General features: G+C 60.6%; 12 protein-coding genes and 4 tRNA genes. 8 read left to right on the forward strand and 8 right to left on the reverse strand.

The window, feature by feature from the left end; genetic code table 11:
• Positions 1 to 68: 68 nt before the first annotated feature.
• The 4 genes from DCO47_RS20675 to DCO47_RS20690 form a co-directional block, all read right to left on the reverse strand.
• Positions 69 to 1,415, reverse strand: a complete 1,347-nt coding sequence (locus tag DCO47_RS20675) for a sigma-54 dependent transcriptional regulator (RefSeq protein WP_083353593.1) — start codon at positions 1,413 to 1,415, stop codon at positions 69 to 71.
• Positions 1,412 to 3,001: a PAS domain-containing sensor histidine kinase gene (locus tag DCO47_RS20680; protein WP_116658819.1), complete on the reverse strand. Its 1,590-nt coding sequence runs from the start codon at positions 2,999 to 3,001 to the stop codon at positions 1,412 to 1,414. The genes DCO47_RS20675 and DCO47_RS20680 overlap by 4 nt, the downstream gene beginning before the upstream one ends.
• Entirely contained in the window at positions 2,991 to 3,224 is a 234-nt protein-coding gene (locus tag DCO47_RS20685; protein ID WP_039761661.1) for a PP0621 family protein, read from the reverse strand. Before DCO47_RS20685 ends, DCO47_RS20680 begins: the two co-directional genes overlap by 11 nt.
• A gap of 126 nt (positions 3,225 to 3,350) precedes the next feature.
• Positions 3,351 to 4,367: an outer membrane protein assembly factor BamD gene (locus tag DCO47_RS20690; protein WP_064364119.1), complete on the reverse strand. Its 1,017-nt coding sequence runs from the start codon at positions 4,365 to 4,367 to the stop codon at positions 3,351 to 3,353.
• A gap of 151 nt (positions 4,368 to 4,518) precedes the next feature.
• Here DCO47_RS20690 and rluD point away from each other — a divergent pair, with 151 nt between their 5' ends.
• From rluD to DCO47_RS20730, 8 genes are all read left to right on the forward strand, one after another.
• Positions 4,519 to 5,481 (forward strand): 23S rRNA pseudouridine(1911/1915/1917) synthase RluD, encoded by a 963-nt coding sequence (rluD, locus tag DCO47_RS20695; protein WP_042610487.1) that lies wholly within the window; start codon positions 4,519 to 4,521, stop codon positions 5,479 to 5,481.
• Positions 5,478 to 6,200: a peptidoglycan editing factor PgeF gene (gene pgeF, locus DCO47_RS20700; protein WP_064364120.1), complete on the forward strand. Its 723-nt coding sequence runs from the start codon at positions 5,478 to 5,480 to the stop codon at positions 6,198 to 6,200. The genes rluD and pgeF overlap by 4 nt, the downstream gene beginning before the upstream one ends.
• A gap of 131 nt (positions 6,201 to 6,331) precedes the next feature.
• A complete protein-coding gene (gene clpB, locus DCO47_RS20705) occupies positions 6,332 to 8,896 on the forward strand; it encodes an ATP-dependent chaperone ClpB (protein WP_016773142.1) in 2,565 nt (854 codons plus the stop codon).
• 297 nt (positions 8,897 to 9,193) lie between these two features.
• Positions 9,194 to 9,269 (forward strand) — tRNA-Asn (locus DCO47_RS20710).
• 9 nt (positions 9,270 to 9,278) lie between these two features.
• Positions 9,279 to 9,355: transfer RNA gene (locus DCO47_RS20715), tRNA-Pro, on the forward strand.
• Between the two features lie 5 nt (positions 9,356 to 9,360).
• Positions 9,361 to 9,436: transfer RNA gene (locus DCO47_RS20720), tRNA-Lys, on the forward strand.
• A gap of 97 nt (positions 9,437 to 9,533) precedes the next feature.
• Positions 9,534 to 9,610, forward strand: a tRNA-Pro gene (locus DCO47_RS20725).
• A gap of 162 nt (positions 9,611 to 9,772) precedes the next feature.
• A complete protein-coding gene (locus DCO47_RS20730) occupies positions 9,773 to 11,398 on the forward strand; it encodes a methyl-accepting chemotaxis protein (RefSeq protein WP_116658820.1) in 1,626 nt (541 codons plus the stop codon).
• 246 nt (positions 11,399 to 11,644) lie between these two features.
• On the opposite strand, the gene DCO47_RS20740 is transcribed toward DCO47_RS20730, so the two are convergent.
• The 4 genes from DCO47_RS20740 to DCO47_RS20755 all read right to left on the reverse strand — a co-directional run bounded on the left by DCO47_RS20740 (position 11,645) and on the right by DCO47_RS20755 (position 14,382).
• Positions 11,645 to 12,943, reverse strand: a complete 1,299-nt coding sequence (locus DCO47_RS20740; RefSeq protein ID WP_116658822.1) for an NAD(P)/FAD-dependent oxidoreductase — start codon at positions 12,941 to 12,943, stop codon at positions 11,645 to 11,647.
• Positions 12,944 to 13,006: 63 nt separating this feature from the next.
• Positions 13,007 to 13,180 (reverse strand): DUF3094 domain-containing protein, encoded by a 174-nt coding sequence (locus DCO47_RS20745; protein WP_007909875.1) that lies wholly within the window; start codon positions 13,178 to 13,180, stop codon positions 13,007 to 13,009.
• 51 nt (positions 13,181 to 13,231) lie between these two features.
• A complete protein-coding gene (locus tag DCO47_RS20750) occupies positions 13,232 to 13,759 on the reverse strand; it encodes an MOSC domain-containing protein (RefSeq protein WP_064364122.1) in 528 nt (175 codons plus the stop codon).
• Positions 13,756 to 14,382 (reverse strand): DUF1780 domain-containing protein, encoded by a 627-nt coding sequence (locus tag DCO47_RS20755; RefSeq protein ID WP_007909887.1) that lies wholly within the window; start codon positions 14,380 to 14,382, stop codon positions 13,756 to 13,758. Before DCO47_RS20755 ends, DCO47_RS20750 begins: the two co-directional genes overlap by 4 nt.
• Positions 14,383 to 14,504 lie beyond the last annotated feature (122 nt).

A 14,504-nucleotide genomic window follows, 5' to 3' on the forward strand; every position in this document is an offset into this window, starting at 1 on the left:
GCCTTCGGCAGCTCCTACAGGGAACGCATTCCAATGTGGGAGCTGCCGAAGGCTGCGATCTTTGCGATCTAGTCCAGACCCAACTTCTTCAGCCGATAACGCATCGACCGAAACGACAGACTCAACCGCTGCGCCGCCGCCGTGCGGTTCCAGCGGGTTTCCTCCAGCGCCTGCAGAATGAGTTTGCGCTCGACGCTCTCCAGATAATCCTCGAGATTGTCGATCTGCGTCAGATCAGCCGTCGCCCCATCCGCGGCGCAATTTCCTTCGCTCAAACGCAGATCCTGCGCTTCGATCGTGCGCTGTTCACACAAGGTGTGCGCGCGTTCGAGGACATTCTCCAGTTCGCGCACGTTGCCGGGAAAGCGATAGTTCTTCAGCGCCTCCAGCGCTTGCGGATGCAGGCGCGCTTCGGGTTGTCCAGTGTCCTTGGCCAGACGCTTGAGCACATGCATGGCGAGCGCCTCGATGTCGTCGCGACGTTCTCGCAGGGAGGGCACGCGCAGTTCAATGACGTTGAGCCGGTAATACAGATCCTGACGGAAGCGCTCGGCCGCGACTTCGGCTTCAAGGTCTTTGTGTGTGGCGCACAGGATGCGCACGTCGACCACCGTTTCCTGCTGGCCGCCGACGCTGCGCACGGCTTTTTCCTGAATCGCCCGCAGCAGTTTCACCTGCATCGGCAGTGGCAGATCGGCAACTTCATCGAGAAACAGAGTGCCGCCATGGGCCGCCTGGAACAGCCCCGGCTTGTCTTCGACGGCACCGGTGAAACTGCCTTTGCGGTGGCCGAAGAATTCGCTTTCCATCAGCTCCGACGGAATCGCCCCGCAGTTCACCGGCACAAAGGGCTGGCTCGCGCGCGGGCCTTGTTCGTGAATCAGGCGCGCGACCAGTTCCTTGCCGCTGCCGGATTCACCGCTGATGTACACCGGCGCCTGGCTGCGCGCGAGCTTGTCGATCTGCTTGCGCAGATTGGCCATCGGCGGCGAGTCGCCCAGCAAGCGTCGCTCGATTGCCGTACTCAGGCCACCGGCTGTCGGCATGCGCAGCGCCGAACTGACCAGTTCGCGCAGTCGCGGCAGCTCCACTGGTTTGGTGAGGAAATCGAACGCGCCGGCCTTCAGCGCATTGATCGCCGTTTCCAGGCTTCCGTACGCGGTGATCATCGCCACCGGCAGATGCGGAGCGCGCTGCTGGATGTGTTGCACCAGCTCCAGCCCGGTGCCGTCGGGCAGGCGCATGTCGGTCAGGCACAGGTCAAAGTGCTCGCGCTGTAACAGCGCCTGAGCCTCGCCCAGGTTGCGTGCGCTGAAGGTCTCGAGTTTCATCCGTCCCAGGGTGATTTCCAGGAGCTCGCGGATATCCGGTTCGTCGTCGACGATAAGAATTTTTTGCCGTGGGCTTGTATTCAACTTTGTTTCCGTCCGTGAGCAAAGGTGATGCGAAAGCAGCCGCCGCCTTGGCGTGATTTGAAGTCTAGGCGTGCCTGGTTGCTTTCGCACAGCTCACGGGACAGATAAAGGCCAAGACCGGTGCCCTGGCTGCTGGTGGTGAAGAACGGTTCGAACAGATGCGCCTGCTCGTCGGCCGACACGCCGGGGCCGTTGTCCTGCACTTCGAGTACTGCCAACTGGCTGTCGGGGTCGACGAACAGCGCCAGCCAGACCTCGGCCTGCTCGTGCAACTGGGCACTGTGCCGCCAGGCGTTGCGTATCAGATTGTCGAGAATCTGCCGCAGCTGGTTGGGGTCCATCAGCGTGGTGAAGTCGCCCGAATTGATCCGTAGATGAATGTGCTGGCGCTCGGTGGCCTGCTCGCGGGTTTCGCCGACGAAGTCTTCCAGCCACGGCTTGAGGTCCAGCCGTTGCGGTGCGCTTTGCTGACGGCGGGACAATTGCAGGACGTTTTCGATGACTCGGTTCATGCGCTGGGAGTGATCTTGAATAATCTGCGTCAGACGCCGATCCGCGCTATCGAGTTCCTCGGACTCGGCCAACAGCTGCGCGGCATGACTGATTGCGCCCAACGGATTGCGAATTTCGTGGGAGATGCCCGCGGTCAAACGCCCGAGCGCAGCGAGTTTGAGTTGCTGCGCCTGTTGAGTGATTTGCGCCAGATCTTCGAGAAACACCAGGGTCTGCTGGTTCGGGCTCTGCTCGAGGGCGATGAAGCTTGGTTGCAGCTCGAGGCCGTTGCCGGGGATTTTCAGGCTCTGCGGGCGCAAGGTCGGGTTGTTGCGCCACAGTTGCAGGCGATCGACCAGCGCGGGCGAATACTCATCGATCAAATGACCTTGCAGGTGGCTATGGCCGAGCAGGCTCTGCGCGCTGTGATTGGCCAGTTGCACCCGGCGTTGCTCATCGAGCACCAGAATGCCAGTGCGCATGCGTTGCAGGATCAACGCGTTGAGCGCTTCCAGGCCAACCACTTCACTGGCGCGCTGTTCGGCGAGGGTTTCACTGACTTCGAGGCGGCGGATCAGCCCTTGCACCAGCAACGAGGCGGCAAAGCACAGCGCGCCGAGGGTGCCGGCTTGCAGGTAGGCGTTGGCGCTGAGGGGATGGCTGAAGCTCAGCACAAAGCTCAGGCCGACAATGCCGATCGCCGCGATGGCGGCAATCAGCAGGCCGATGCGCCGGCGCAGCAGGGTATTGCTGATCGCCACCGAGACGACCAGCAGATTGCCCAGCGCACTGGCGACGCCGCCAGCGGCGTAGAACAGGCCGCACAACAGCAGCACATCGACCAACGCTAAAGTGAACAGTTGCGCCGGGCGCCGGGTGTTTTCGAGGAACACCACCAGCAGCATATTGATGATCAGATACAGCCAGCTGCCACCGCGCAGCAGATCGTCGTTGGCCGACGTCAGCAGGCGGTTGTCCATGTTGCTGGAGATCAGCAGCACCAGGGTGATGCCGACACTCAAGCGGTACAGGTGATAAAGGCGCAGCAGACGCTGCGCCTGTTTCTGGTCGGCGTTGGCGGCCTCAGCGACCACTGGCGCCCGGGCCTTGCTCAAGATGAGCCTGGCTGCAATACCATTGTTGCTGGTTACCCAGGGCGCGGTCGCGCGGCAGGTGCACGCCGCAATGTGCGCAACGCACCATCGGCGGGGCGTCCTGTTCGCGTGGCGATCGGGTGGACGAGGCGGGGGCCTTGAATTTGCGCCAGAGCCAGATGGCGGCGAAGATCAGGGCAATCCAGAACAATAAACGAAGCATGATGAGCGGCTTTTCGACTGATGATCCGGCAGTTTAGCCAAGGACCCGAGCAGCGCACAGCCTATTAAAGCGCGGCAATAAAAAAGGGAGATCCGCAGATCTCCCTTTTTCGTACAACCGGTGTGTTCAGTCGAACACGCCGAAGGTCATGTAGCTGAACCACGAGCGGTCGGTGTCGCTGGATTCAGGCTCTGGCTCTTCGATCACGTCGCCGTTTTCATCTTTAGGCTTGAGCTCGTTCGGGATCGCGTCTTTCGCGTCCTGGAACTGCTTCTGCACGTCCTGGTTGGCGCGGGTCTCGCCCGGCGGCAGCGGTGGACGGGATTCGATCAGGCCCAACGTCGCCTTGCTCAGGAACGAACGGTTGTCAGCCTCGGCTACGCGTGGCACGAACTGGCCGTCCTGCAGGTTCGGGTGATCCGGGTAGTTGAGTTTCAGGGTTTCCAGACTGGTGGCCGCCAGATCGTCGAGGTGCAGACGCTGGTAGGCTTCGGTCATTACCGCCAGGCCGTCGCCGACCGATGGGGTTTCCTGGAAGTTTTCCACCACGTACTTGCCACGGTTGGCAGCGGCTACGTAAGCCTGACGGGTCAGGTAGTAGTCGGCCACGTGGATTTCGTAGGCGGCCAGCAGGTTGCGCAGGTAGATCATGCGCTGCTTGGCGTCCGGCGCGTAGCGGCTGTTCGGGTAGCGGCTGGTCAACTGGGCGAACTCGTTGTACGAGTCGCGGGCGGCGCCCGGGTCACGCTTGGTCATGTCCAGCGGCAGGAAGCGCGCCAGCAGGCCGACGTCCTGGTCGAACGAGGTCAGACCCTTGAGGTAGTACGCGTAATCCACGTTCGGATGCTGCGGATGCAAACGAATGAAACGCTCGGCGGCGGACTTTGCAGCTTCCGGCTCGGCGTTCTTGTAGTTGGCGTAGATCAACTCCAGCTGAGCCTGATCGGCGTAGCGACCGAACGGATAACGCGACTCCAGAGCCTTCAGCTTGGCTGTGGCACTGGTGTAGCTGTTGTTGTCCAGATCAGTCTGAGCCTGCTGATACAGCTCGGCTTCGCTGAGGTTTTCGTCTACGACTTCCTTCGATGAGCAAGCAGCGGTCAATGCGAGGATGGCGATCAGCAGCAGGTGTTTCACTTGCATGGCGGCTTGCGTCCCTATGACGGCCGCTGTCTTGGGCGGGGCCGTCCTGTTATGATGAGCGCCCCGTTGAAAAGCCTCGGGGCAAAAGACGCCGTATTTAACCACAAGCGCGCAGCCGAAACCAAAGGCTGTGCCGACGCCCAGTCCGAGCATGTCCGATAAAATTGAACTTCGCGCAGAGGTGCCGTCCGAATTGGGCGGCCAACGCCTCGATCAAGTCGCCGCCCAACTCTTCGCTGAGCACTCACGCTCGCGCCTTTCCGCCTGGATCAAAGAAGGTCGCCTGACTGTGGACGGGGCGGTGATCCGCCCGCGCGACATTGTGCATGGCGGTGCCATCCTTGAGCTGACTGCCGAGCAGGAAGCCCAGGGCGAGTGGATCGCCCAGGACATCGAGCTCGATATCGTCTATGAAGACGACGACATCCTGGTGATCAACAAGCCTGCAGGCCTGGTGGTGCACCCGGCTGCCGGTCACGCCGATGGCACCTTGCTCAACGCTTTGTTGCACCATGTGCCGGACATCATCAATGTCCCGCGCGCCGGTATCGTGCATCGTCTGGACAAGGACACCACCGGTCTGATGGTGGTGGCCAAGACCATTCAGGCGCAGACCAAGCTGGTCGCGCAATTGCAGAGCCGCAGCGTCAGCCGCATCTACGAATGCATCGTGATCGGCGTGGTCACCGCCGGCGGCAAGATCAACGCGCCGATCGGTCGTCACGGCCAGCAGCGCCAGCGCATGGCAGTGATGGAAGGCGGCAAGCCTGCCGTCAGCCACTACCGCGTGCTCGAGCGTTTCCGTTCGCACACCCACGTGCGGGTGAAACTGGAAACCGGTCGGACCCACCAGATCCGCGTGCACATGGCGCACATCAACTTCCCGTTGGTCGGCGACCCGGCGTACGGCGGGCGTTTCCGCATTCCGCCAGCGGCCAACCCGACCATGGTTGAATCCCTCAAGCACTTCCCGCGTCAGGCCTTGCACGCGCGCTTCCTTGAACTGGATCACCCGACGAGTGGTGAGCGGATGAGCTGGGAATCGCCGCTGCCGGAAGATTTCGTCTGGCTGCTGACTCTGCTCAAGCAGGATCGCGAGGCCTTCGTCGGATGAACTGGCTGACGCCGGACTGGCCTGCGCCGGCCAGCGTCAGGGCCTGTGTCACCACCCGCGAGGGCGGTGTCAGTGAGGCGCCATTCGATAGCCTCAATCTGGGCGATCACGTCGATGATCGTCCTGAGGCCGTTGCCGAGAACCGTCGGCGTCTGACCGAGCACTTTTCTATACAGCCTGCCTGGTTGCAGCAAGTGCACGGGATAGCCGTGGTTCATGCTGATCCGGGCGTTGTTGCGACGGCAGATGCCAGTTGGACGGCAACGCCGGCTATTGCCTGCGCGGCGATGACGGCAGACTGTTTGCCGGCATTGTTCTGCGATCGTGCCGGCACGCGTGTCGCGGCCGCTCATGCGGGTTGGCGTGGTCTGGCGGCGGGCGTGCTTGAGGCAACTCTCGACAGCCTCGATGTTCCTGCTGACGAGGTACTGGTCTGGCTCGGCCCGGCCATTGGCCCCAAAGCCTTTGAAGTCGGTCCGGAAGTACGGGAAGTCTTCATCAATCAGCTGCCTGAAGCAGCAGAAGCGTTCGTACCGAGCAACAATGCCGGCAAGTTCATGGCTGATATCTATCTGCTGGCGCGCCTGCGTCTGGCTGAACGGGGTGTCACGGCTGTTTATGGTGGCGGTTTCTGCACCGTGACCGATCCGCGCTTCTTTTCTTACCGCCGTGCGTCGCGCACCGGTCGGTTCGCTTCATTGATCTGGCTCACCCGCTAGACTTGCCTGACCTGTATCAACTCTCCGACGCTTGAATCTCCCAGAATCGACCGCATCTACAGTGGTATCTGGCAGGTTTCTTTATTCAGGATGGTTTCTTAGGTCCGGCCTGCTCAAAAGGAAGGTGACCCATGCGTATAGACCGTTTAACCAGCAAATTGCAGTTGGCCCTGTCCGACGCCCAGTCGTTGGCGGTTGGCCACGATCATCCGGCCATCGAGCCGGCGCACTTGATGCAGGCCATGCTTGAACAGCAGGGCGGTTCGATCAAACCGTTGCTGATGCAAGTAGGCTTCGACGTCAACAGCTTGCGTAAAGAGCTGACCAAAGAGCTCGACCAACTACCGAAAATCCAGAACCCGACCGGCGACGTGAACATGTCGCAGGATCTGGCGCGCCTGCTCAATCAGGCCGACCGTCTGGCCCAGCAGAAGGGCGACCAGTTCATCTCCAGCGAACTGGTGCTGCTCGCCGCGATGGACGAAAACAGCAAGCTCGGCAAGTTGCTGCTCGGCCAGGGCGTGAGCAAGAAAGCCCTGGAAAACGCGATCAATAACCTGCGTGGCGGCGAAGCGGTGAATGACGCCAACCACGAAGAGTCGCGGCAGGCGCTGGACAAGTACACCGTCGACCTGACCAAGCGCGCCGAGGACGGCAAGCTCGATCCGGTGATCGGCCGTGACGACGAAATCCGTCGGACCATTCAGGTTCTGCAACGCCGTACCAAGAACAACCCGGTCCTCATCGGTGAACCTGGCGTGGGTAAAACCGCGATCGCTGAAGGTCTGGCCCAGCGCATCATCAATGGCGAAGTGCCGGACGGCCTCAAGGGCAAACGCCTGCTGTCGCTGGACATGGGCGCACTGATTGCCGGTGCCAAGTATCGCGGTGAGTTCGAAGAGCGCCTCAAAGGCCTGCTCAACGAACTGTCGAAGCAGGAAGGGCAGATCATTCTGTTCATCGACGAACTGCACACCATGGTCGGCGCCGGTAAAGGCGAAGGCTCGATGGACGCCGGTAACATGCTCAAACCCGCGCTGGCCCGTGGCGAGTTGCACTGCGTCGGCGCGACCACGCTCAACGAGTACCGCCAATATATAGAGAAGGACGCGGCGCTCGAGCGGCGTTTCCAGAAAGTCCTGGTGGACGAGCCAAGCGAAGAAGACACCATCGCCATTCTGCGTGGCCTCAAGGAACGTTACGAGGTTCACCACAAGGTGGCGATTACTGACGGCGCGATCATCGCCGCGGCCAAGCTCAGCCATCGCTACATCACTGACCGGCAGCTGCCGGACAAGGCCATCGACCTGATCGACGAGGCCGCCAGCCGCATCCGCATGGAGATCGACTCCAAACCGGAAGTACTCGATCGTCTCGAGCGACGCCTGATTCAGCTGAAAGTGGAATCCCAGGCACTGAAGAAAGAAAGCGACGACGCGGCGAAGAAACGCCTGGAAAAACTCCAGGAAGAAATCGAGCGTCACGAGCGTGAGTATTCCGATCTGGAGGAAATCTGGAACTCGGAGAAAGCCGAGGTGCAGGGTTCTGCGCAGATTCAGCAGAAGATCGAACAGTCGCGCCAGGAACTGGAAGCGGCGCGCCGCAAAGGCGACCTGAACCGCATGGCCGAGTTGCAGTACGGGGTGATCCCGGATCTGGAGCGCAGCCTGCAGATGGTCGACCAGCACGGCAAGAGCGAAAATCAGTTGCTGCGCAGCAAGGTGACCGAGGAAGAGATTGCCGAAGTCGTGTCGAAGTGGACCGGCATCCCGGTGTCGAAAATGCTCGAAGGCGAGCGCGACAAGCTGATGAAGATGGAAAGCCTGTTGCATAAACGGGTAATTGGTCAGGAAGAAGCGGTCGTGGCCGTGGCCAACGCCGTGCGGCGTTCCCGCGCCGGGTTGTCCGACCCGAATCGTCCGAGCGGCTCGTTCATGTTCCTCGGCCCGACCGGTGTCGGTAAAACCGAGCTGTGCAAGGCGCTGGCCGAATTCCTCTTCGACACGGAAGAGGCGATGGTGCGGATCGACATGTCCGAGTTCATGGAAAAACATTCCGTGGCTCGTCTGATTGGTGCGCCACCCGGCTACGTCGGCTATGAAGAGGGCGGTTATCTGACCGAAGCGGTGCGTCGCAAGCCGTATTCGGTGATCCTCATGGATGAAGTCGAGAAGGCGCACCCGGATGTGTTCAACATCCTCCTGCAAGTGCTCGAGGATGGCCGTCTGACCGACAGTCACGGGCGTACGGTGGACTTCCGCAACACGGTGATCGTGATGACGTCCAACCTCGGCTCGATGCAGATCCAGGAGCTGGTCGGTGATCGTGAAGCGCAGCGTGCCGCGGTGATGGACGCGCTGACGTCGCACTTCCGGCCGGAGTTCATCAACCGCGTCGACGAAGTGGTGATCTTCGAGCCGCTGGCACGCGACCAGATCGCCGGGATTACCGAGATCCAGTTGGGTCGTCTGCGCAGTCGTCTGGCCGAGCGCGAGCTGAAGCTGGAGCTGAGTCCGGAGGCGATGGACAAGCTGATCGCCGTCGGTTACGACCCTGTGTATGGCGCGCGTCCTTTGAAACGGGCGATCCAGCGCTGGATCGAAAACCCGCTGGCGCAGTTGATCCTGTCGGGGCATTTCATGCCGGGCGACACCGCCACTGGCAAGGTCGAGAACGACGAAATCGTTTTCGGCTAAGCCTCAGCAGCAATGAAACCGGGAAGGCCTCGCATTGCGAGGCCTTTTTTTCGCCAGGCTGTTGAACTCAAAGGAAAAGGCTTGTAAAGTGCGCCCCGCAGTCAGTCACCGGCAGCGTTTCAACCCACCGGGTTGGAATCTGAAATAAGTTGCAAATCATTAACTTGAAAGCAATTTAGGGGGTTGACAGAGGTGTTCTAGGTTGTAGAATAGCGCGCCTCAGACACACGAACGCAGCGATGCGAACGGGTGGCGAGAAGCAACAAGGCTTCACCGTTGTAACTTGAAATATGTAGTTCCGTGATAGCTCAGTCGGTAGAGCAAATGACTGTTAATCATTGGGTCCCAGGTTCGAGTCCTGGTCACGGAGCCAATTTCAAATCGGGGTATAGCGCAGTCCGGTAGCGCGCCTGCTTTGGGAGCAGGATGTCAGGAGTTCGAATCCCCTTACCCCGACCATATTTGGGTCGTTAGCTCAGTTGGTAGAGCAGTTGGCTTTTAACCAATTGGTCGTAGGTTCGAATCCCACACGACCCACCATTTTTGAAACCAGTTAGCGCTGGGATCGAATCTTAAGATCAGAGGCCAAAAGCGCTGATCGAAGAAGGCGATCTTTGAAAGGTCGCCTTTTTTTTACCGGGGTATAGCGCAGTCCGGTAGCGCGCCTGCTTTGGGAGCAGGATGTCAGGAGTTCGAATCCCCTTACCCCGACCATATTGAAAATCCTCGTATCGAAAGATACGGGGATTTTTTTTGCCTGCCGAAAGGCGAATCCCTTCAAGTCGTCATACAACCTGCCGATAGCCCGCTAACACGAGGGGACTGCCAACGCTTCGCCCCTTGAATCTGGCCATTACAAGAATAAGGGCGTTCGTCATGTTGCTTCGTCAGTTGAATATTGCTCCCCGGGCTGCCCTGGGATTTGCCCTGATCGCGGTGTTGGTGGCCTTGCTCGGCGTGTTTGCGCTGGGGCAGATGTCGAGCATTCGCGACAGTGAGGTAGCGGTGGAGAACCGCTGGTTGCCAAGTATTCGTGGCGGCGACGAGATCCGCGAACTGATGCTGCGCATCCGCACCATTTCCCTGCGCATGGCGCTCGATCAGGATCCGGCCAACATCGCCACCTATCGCGGTCAGATGGACACCCGCGACAAGGAGCTGAGCGAGAAGATCGCCGCCTACGACAAATTGGTCGACACTGCCGAGGGTCAGCAGCTGTATGACCAGTTCAAGAAAACCTTCGCCGCCTATCGCACCGGCATTGCCCAGTCATTCACCCTCGCCGAGCAAGGCAAGCGTGACGAGCTGACCAAATTGCTGCTGGTTGATATGAAGACCGTGGTCGACGGCTCCGGCAAGCAACTCAACGATCTGGCCGATCTGTTCGCTCGGCAGGTCGCGGCTGAAAGCGAGAAGTCCGCCGCGCATTACGAAACCTCGCGGACAATCGTAACCCTGTTCATCGCCCTGGCAGCACTGGCCACGGTGACATTGGCGATGTTGCTCACACGCAGTATCGTGCGCCCGCTGAGCAGCGCCGTAAGCGCCGCGGAAAGCGTCGCGCAGGGCGATCTGACCCGCCCCATCGAAACCCATGGCAACGATGAAGTCAGCCGCTTGCTCAAGGCCCTGGCGACGATGCAGCAAAACCTGCGCGAGACCCTGCAAGGCATCAGCGGCTCTGCCACGCAGTTGGCCACCGCCGCTGACGAACTGAGCGCCGTCACCGTCGACAGCACCCAAGGCCTGCAGCAGCAGAACAACGAAATAGAACAAGCCGCCACGGCGGTCAATCAGATGACCGCTGCGGTGGAGGAGGTCGCGCGCAACGCGGTGTCGACGTCCGATGCCACGCGTCAATCCAGTCAGTCGGCGCAGTTGGGCCAGGAGCGCGTCAGCGAAACCGCCAGCGCTATCAGCGCCTTGGCCAGTGATGTGCAGAACACCGGCGAATTGGTGCAGTCGCTGGCCAATCAGTCGCAAGACATCGGTAAGGTTCTGGACGTGATTCGCGCCATCGCCGAGCAGACCAATCTGCTGGCGCTCAACGCGGCCATTGAAGCGGCACGCGCGGGTGAAAGCGGTCGAGGTTTTGCGGTAGTGGCCGATGAGGTGCGCGCACTGGCGTATCGGACCCAGCAATCGACGCAGGAAATCGAGCAAATGGTGCAAGGCATGCGCAGCGGCTCGAGCCTGGCGCTGGATTCAATGCAGGCCAGCGCTTCCCGTGCGGCAAACACGCTGGTCCTCGCTGAGCGGGCGGGCGAGGCGCTGGTGACGATCACGGCTTCGGTGCACCAGATTCACGAGCGCAACCTGGTCATCGCCAGCGCCGCTGAAGAACAGGCGCAAGTGGCGCGGGAAGTGGATCGCAATCTGGTGAATATTCGTGATTTGTCGGTGCGTTCGGCCGCAGGAGCCGATCAGACCAGCGCGTCGAGCCATGAGCTGTCGCAACTGGCCAATGCCCTGCAAGGCATGGTGCGACGCTTCCAGCTCTGATGAACAGAGATCAATTGTAGGAGTGAGCCTGCTCGCGATAGCGGTGGTTCAGGCATTGCATGAGTGAAGGACAGATCGCCATCGCGAGCAGGCTCACTCCTACATTTATCGTGGTCGTCTGCTGAATTGCGCACAACCCAAGACAATGTGGGAGCGAGCCTGCTCGCGAAGGGGCCGGATCATTCAACGACAGTGTTGACTGACCCACCGCTTTCGCGAGCAAGCTCGCTCCCACAGGTTTGCGCTTTAGTGCAGTTTCAGGCGCGGCTCGGTACCACGGCCAATCTTGCTGCCCAGCATCAGCATCGCCGTGCGGAACGGACCATACAGCGCCATCTGGTGCATGCGGTACAGCGACACGTAGAACATCCGCGCCAGCCAGCCTTCAAGCATGACGCTGCCGGTCAGGTTGCCCATCAGGTTACCCACAGCAGAAAAACGCGACAGCGAAATCAGCGAGCCGTAGTCGGTGTACTTGTACTCCGGCAGGCTCTTGCCTTCGATGCGCAGTTTCAGCGACTTGGCCAGCAACGACGCCTGCTGGTGCGCAGCTTGTGCACGCGGCGGGACGTTGCGATCGGTGCCCGGCTGCGGGCAGGCCGCGCAGTCACCGAAGGCAAAGATGTTTTCGTCGCGGGTGGTTTGCAGGGTTGGCAGTACTTGCAGCTGGTTGATGCGGTTGGTTTCCAGACCGTCGATGTCCTTGAGGAAACCCGGTGCGCGAATACCGGCGGCCCAGACTTTCAGGCTGGCCTTGATCTCGTTGCCATCGGCGGTGATCAGGCTGTCGGCGGTGACTTCGCTGACCGCGGCGTTGGTCATCACATTGACCCCGAGCTTCTCCAGGGTCTTGTGCACCGGCCCGCTGATGCGCTCTGGCAGGGCAGGCAGCACTCGCGGGCCGGCTTCGATCAGCGTGATGTGCATGTTTTCCGGTTTGATCCGGTCCAGACCATACGCCGCCAGTTCATGGGCGGCGTTGTGCAGCTCGGCCGCCAGTTCCACGCCTGTGGCGCCGGCGCCGACGATGGCCACGCTGATCTGCTCGACCACATCGGTCTGCCCGGCGTGGGCGCGCAGATAGTGATTGAGCAATTGCTGATGGAAGCGCTCGGCCTGTTTGCGCGTATCGAGGAACAGACAGTGCTGCGCCGCACCCTGGGTGCCGAAATCGTTGGTGGTGCTGCCGACGCTGATTACCAGCGAGTCGTAAGCCACTTCACGCGCCGGCACCAGCTCGACGCCGTTTTCGTCGTAGGTGGCGGCCAGCTGGATCTTTTTCTGCGCGCGATCGAGCCCGCTCATGCGCCCGAGCTGGAACTCGAAGTGGTTCCATTTCGCCTGGGCGACATAGTTGAGTTCGTCTTCGGAAGAGTTCAGGGAACCGGCAGCGACTTCGTGCAGCAGCGGTTTCCAGATGTGGGTCAGGTTCGCGTCGACCAGCATGACGCTGGCCGTGCCGCGTCTGCCCAGAGTCTTACCCAGACGGGTAGCCAACTCCAGACCGCCGGCGCCGCCGCCGACAATGACAATACGATGGGACATAGGGATAACTCGCAAGGTTTTTAAAGGAAATCGGTGCGGTTACCCGAGGGAGCGCAAGGCAGCTCATAACGTCAGGTAACTGATAAATCGGCTCAACAGGCCCAGACCAATGGTCACCGCCAGTACCAGCACCAGGAGCATCCACGGCCGGAAAGGCCGGCGCTCGACACGGTGTTGGGACAGTTGCAGGTACTCTTCGACATGCTTTTGGTCTTCGGGGTTCAGGCGGCTGGTCATATTTGCCTCGTCAGGTAGACGTTACTGAATGAGCAGAAGCTACAGCGGTGTTCAGCCGGGGTGGAACGGCGCATAGCCGCTGTCCGGAACCGGTTCGACGCGTACTTCATCGTCGAGGCGAATGATGCCGCTTTGTAACACTCGGGCGGTGATCCCGCCATGCCCGCGCACGGCTTGAAAAGTGCCCGGACCGAGATTGTTCTGCAAACGTGCGCAGGGCTGACACCAGCCAGTGGTTTCGAGTATCGCCTGCCCGATGCGAAAGCGCCGCCCCTTCAGGCTAAACAAATTGATTCCGCTTATAACGAGATTGCGCCGCATATCTTCAGGCCCGATCGGTTGATCGTCGGGACGGCCCATCAAGGCGTTGATCACCGCCAGGTGTTCCCATTGAATCAGCGTCACCTGACGCGCGTTGCGCACGCCCGGTCTGGCGTGGTCGCCGGTGAGTCCGGCTTCCAGTCGCGCCTCGACCGCGTCGAGCTCAAGCATCGGCCCACGCGACGCCGGACGCACGCCGATCCAGCGCACCCGACCTGTTTGCGGTACTTCGGCGATCAACTGCTGCAGCGGCGTCACAGACTGATGCCCACGTCGAAGACGATGCTGCGGCCAAGGTTGCTGCGCAGAAAGTCCGGTGCGTCGGGGTGGGCGAACAGCACCCTGGCGAACGTCGGGCCGACCAGTGACAGCGAGCGCCAGCCCTGGCGCAGGTATTCGGTCGGTGGCGGGAAATGACTGTTGAGGTCGAGCACTTCGCGTTTGAGGCTGGCGAAGGCGATGATGTCCAGTTCACCCAGATCCATGCCGCGTTCCTTGTAGTTGTGCGCCTTCTTGCGCAGGGTCGGCGCCAGACGCAGGAGGAATTCATTGGCCGGGATGCGTTTCGGCTTGGCTTCGCGGCGCACCAGTTGGCTCAGGGAAAACGCGCTGCGCCGGCGCTGCAATTCATCGCGCCATTCATCGTTGAGGCGACGGCCTTCGTCGAGGACGAAAAAAACTTCGAAGTTGGCATCGCGGAACAGCACGTCCGGCGGTTCACCGGCCGGCGCGAATTCGTCGGCACGGTAGGGGATGTTCAAGCCTTGCAGCAGGCGCTGGCAGACCCAACGCTCACGCTCCCATTTGCGGGCATTGGACAGGAACGCGTTGGCTTGCTCGGCCGCGATGGTCAGCAGGCGTAAATAATCTGAATCATCCATAAGCCCAAGCTTAGCGTCCAAATGCGACAGGCAGATAGCTTTGCATTGGCCCAGATATAAACGTCGTGCGATTGCGCCCTTGTAGGAGCTGCCGAAGGCTGCGATCTTTTGCTTTTATAAAC

Origin of the sequence: Pseudomonas sp. NDM (assembly GCF_003105095.1) — a bacterium.
Classification (GTDB): domain Bacteria; phylum Pseudomonadota; class Gammaproteobacteria; order Pseudomonadales; family Pseudomonadaceae; genus Aquipseudomonas; species Aquipseudomonas moraviensis_A.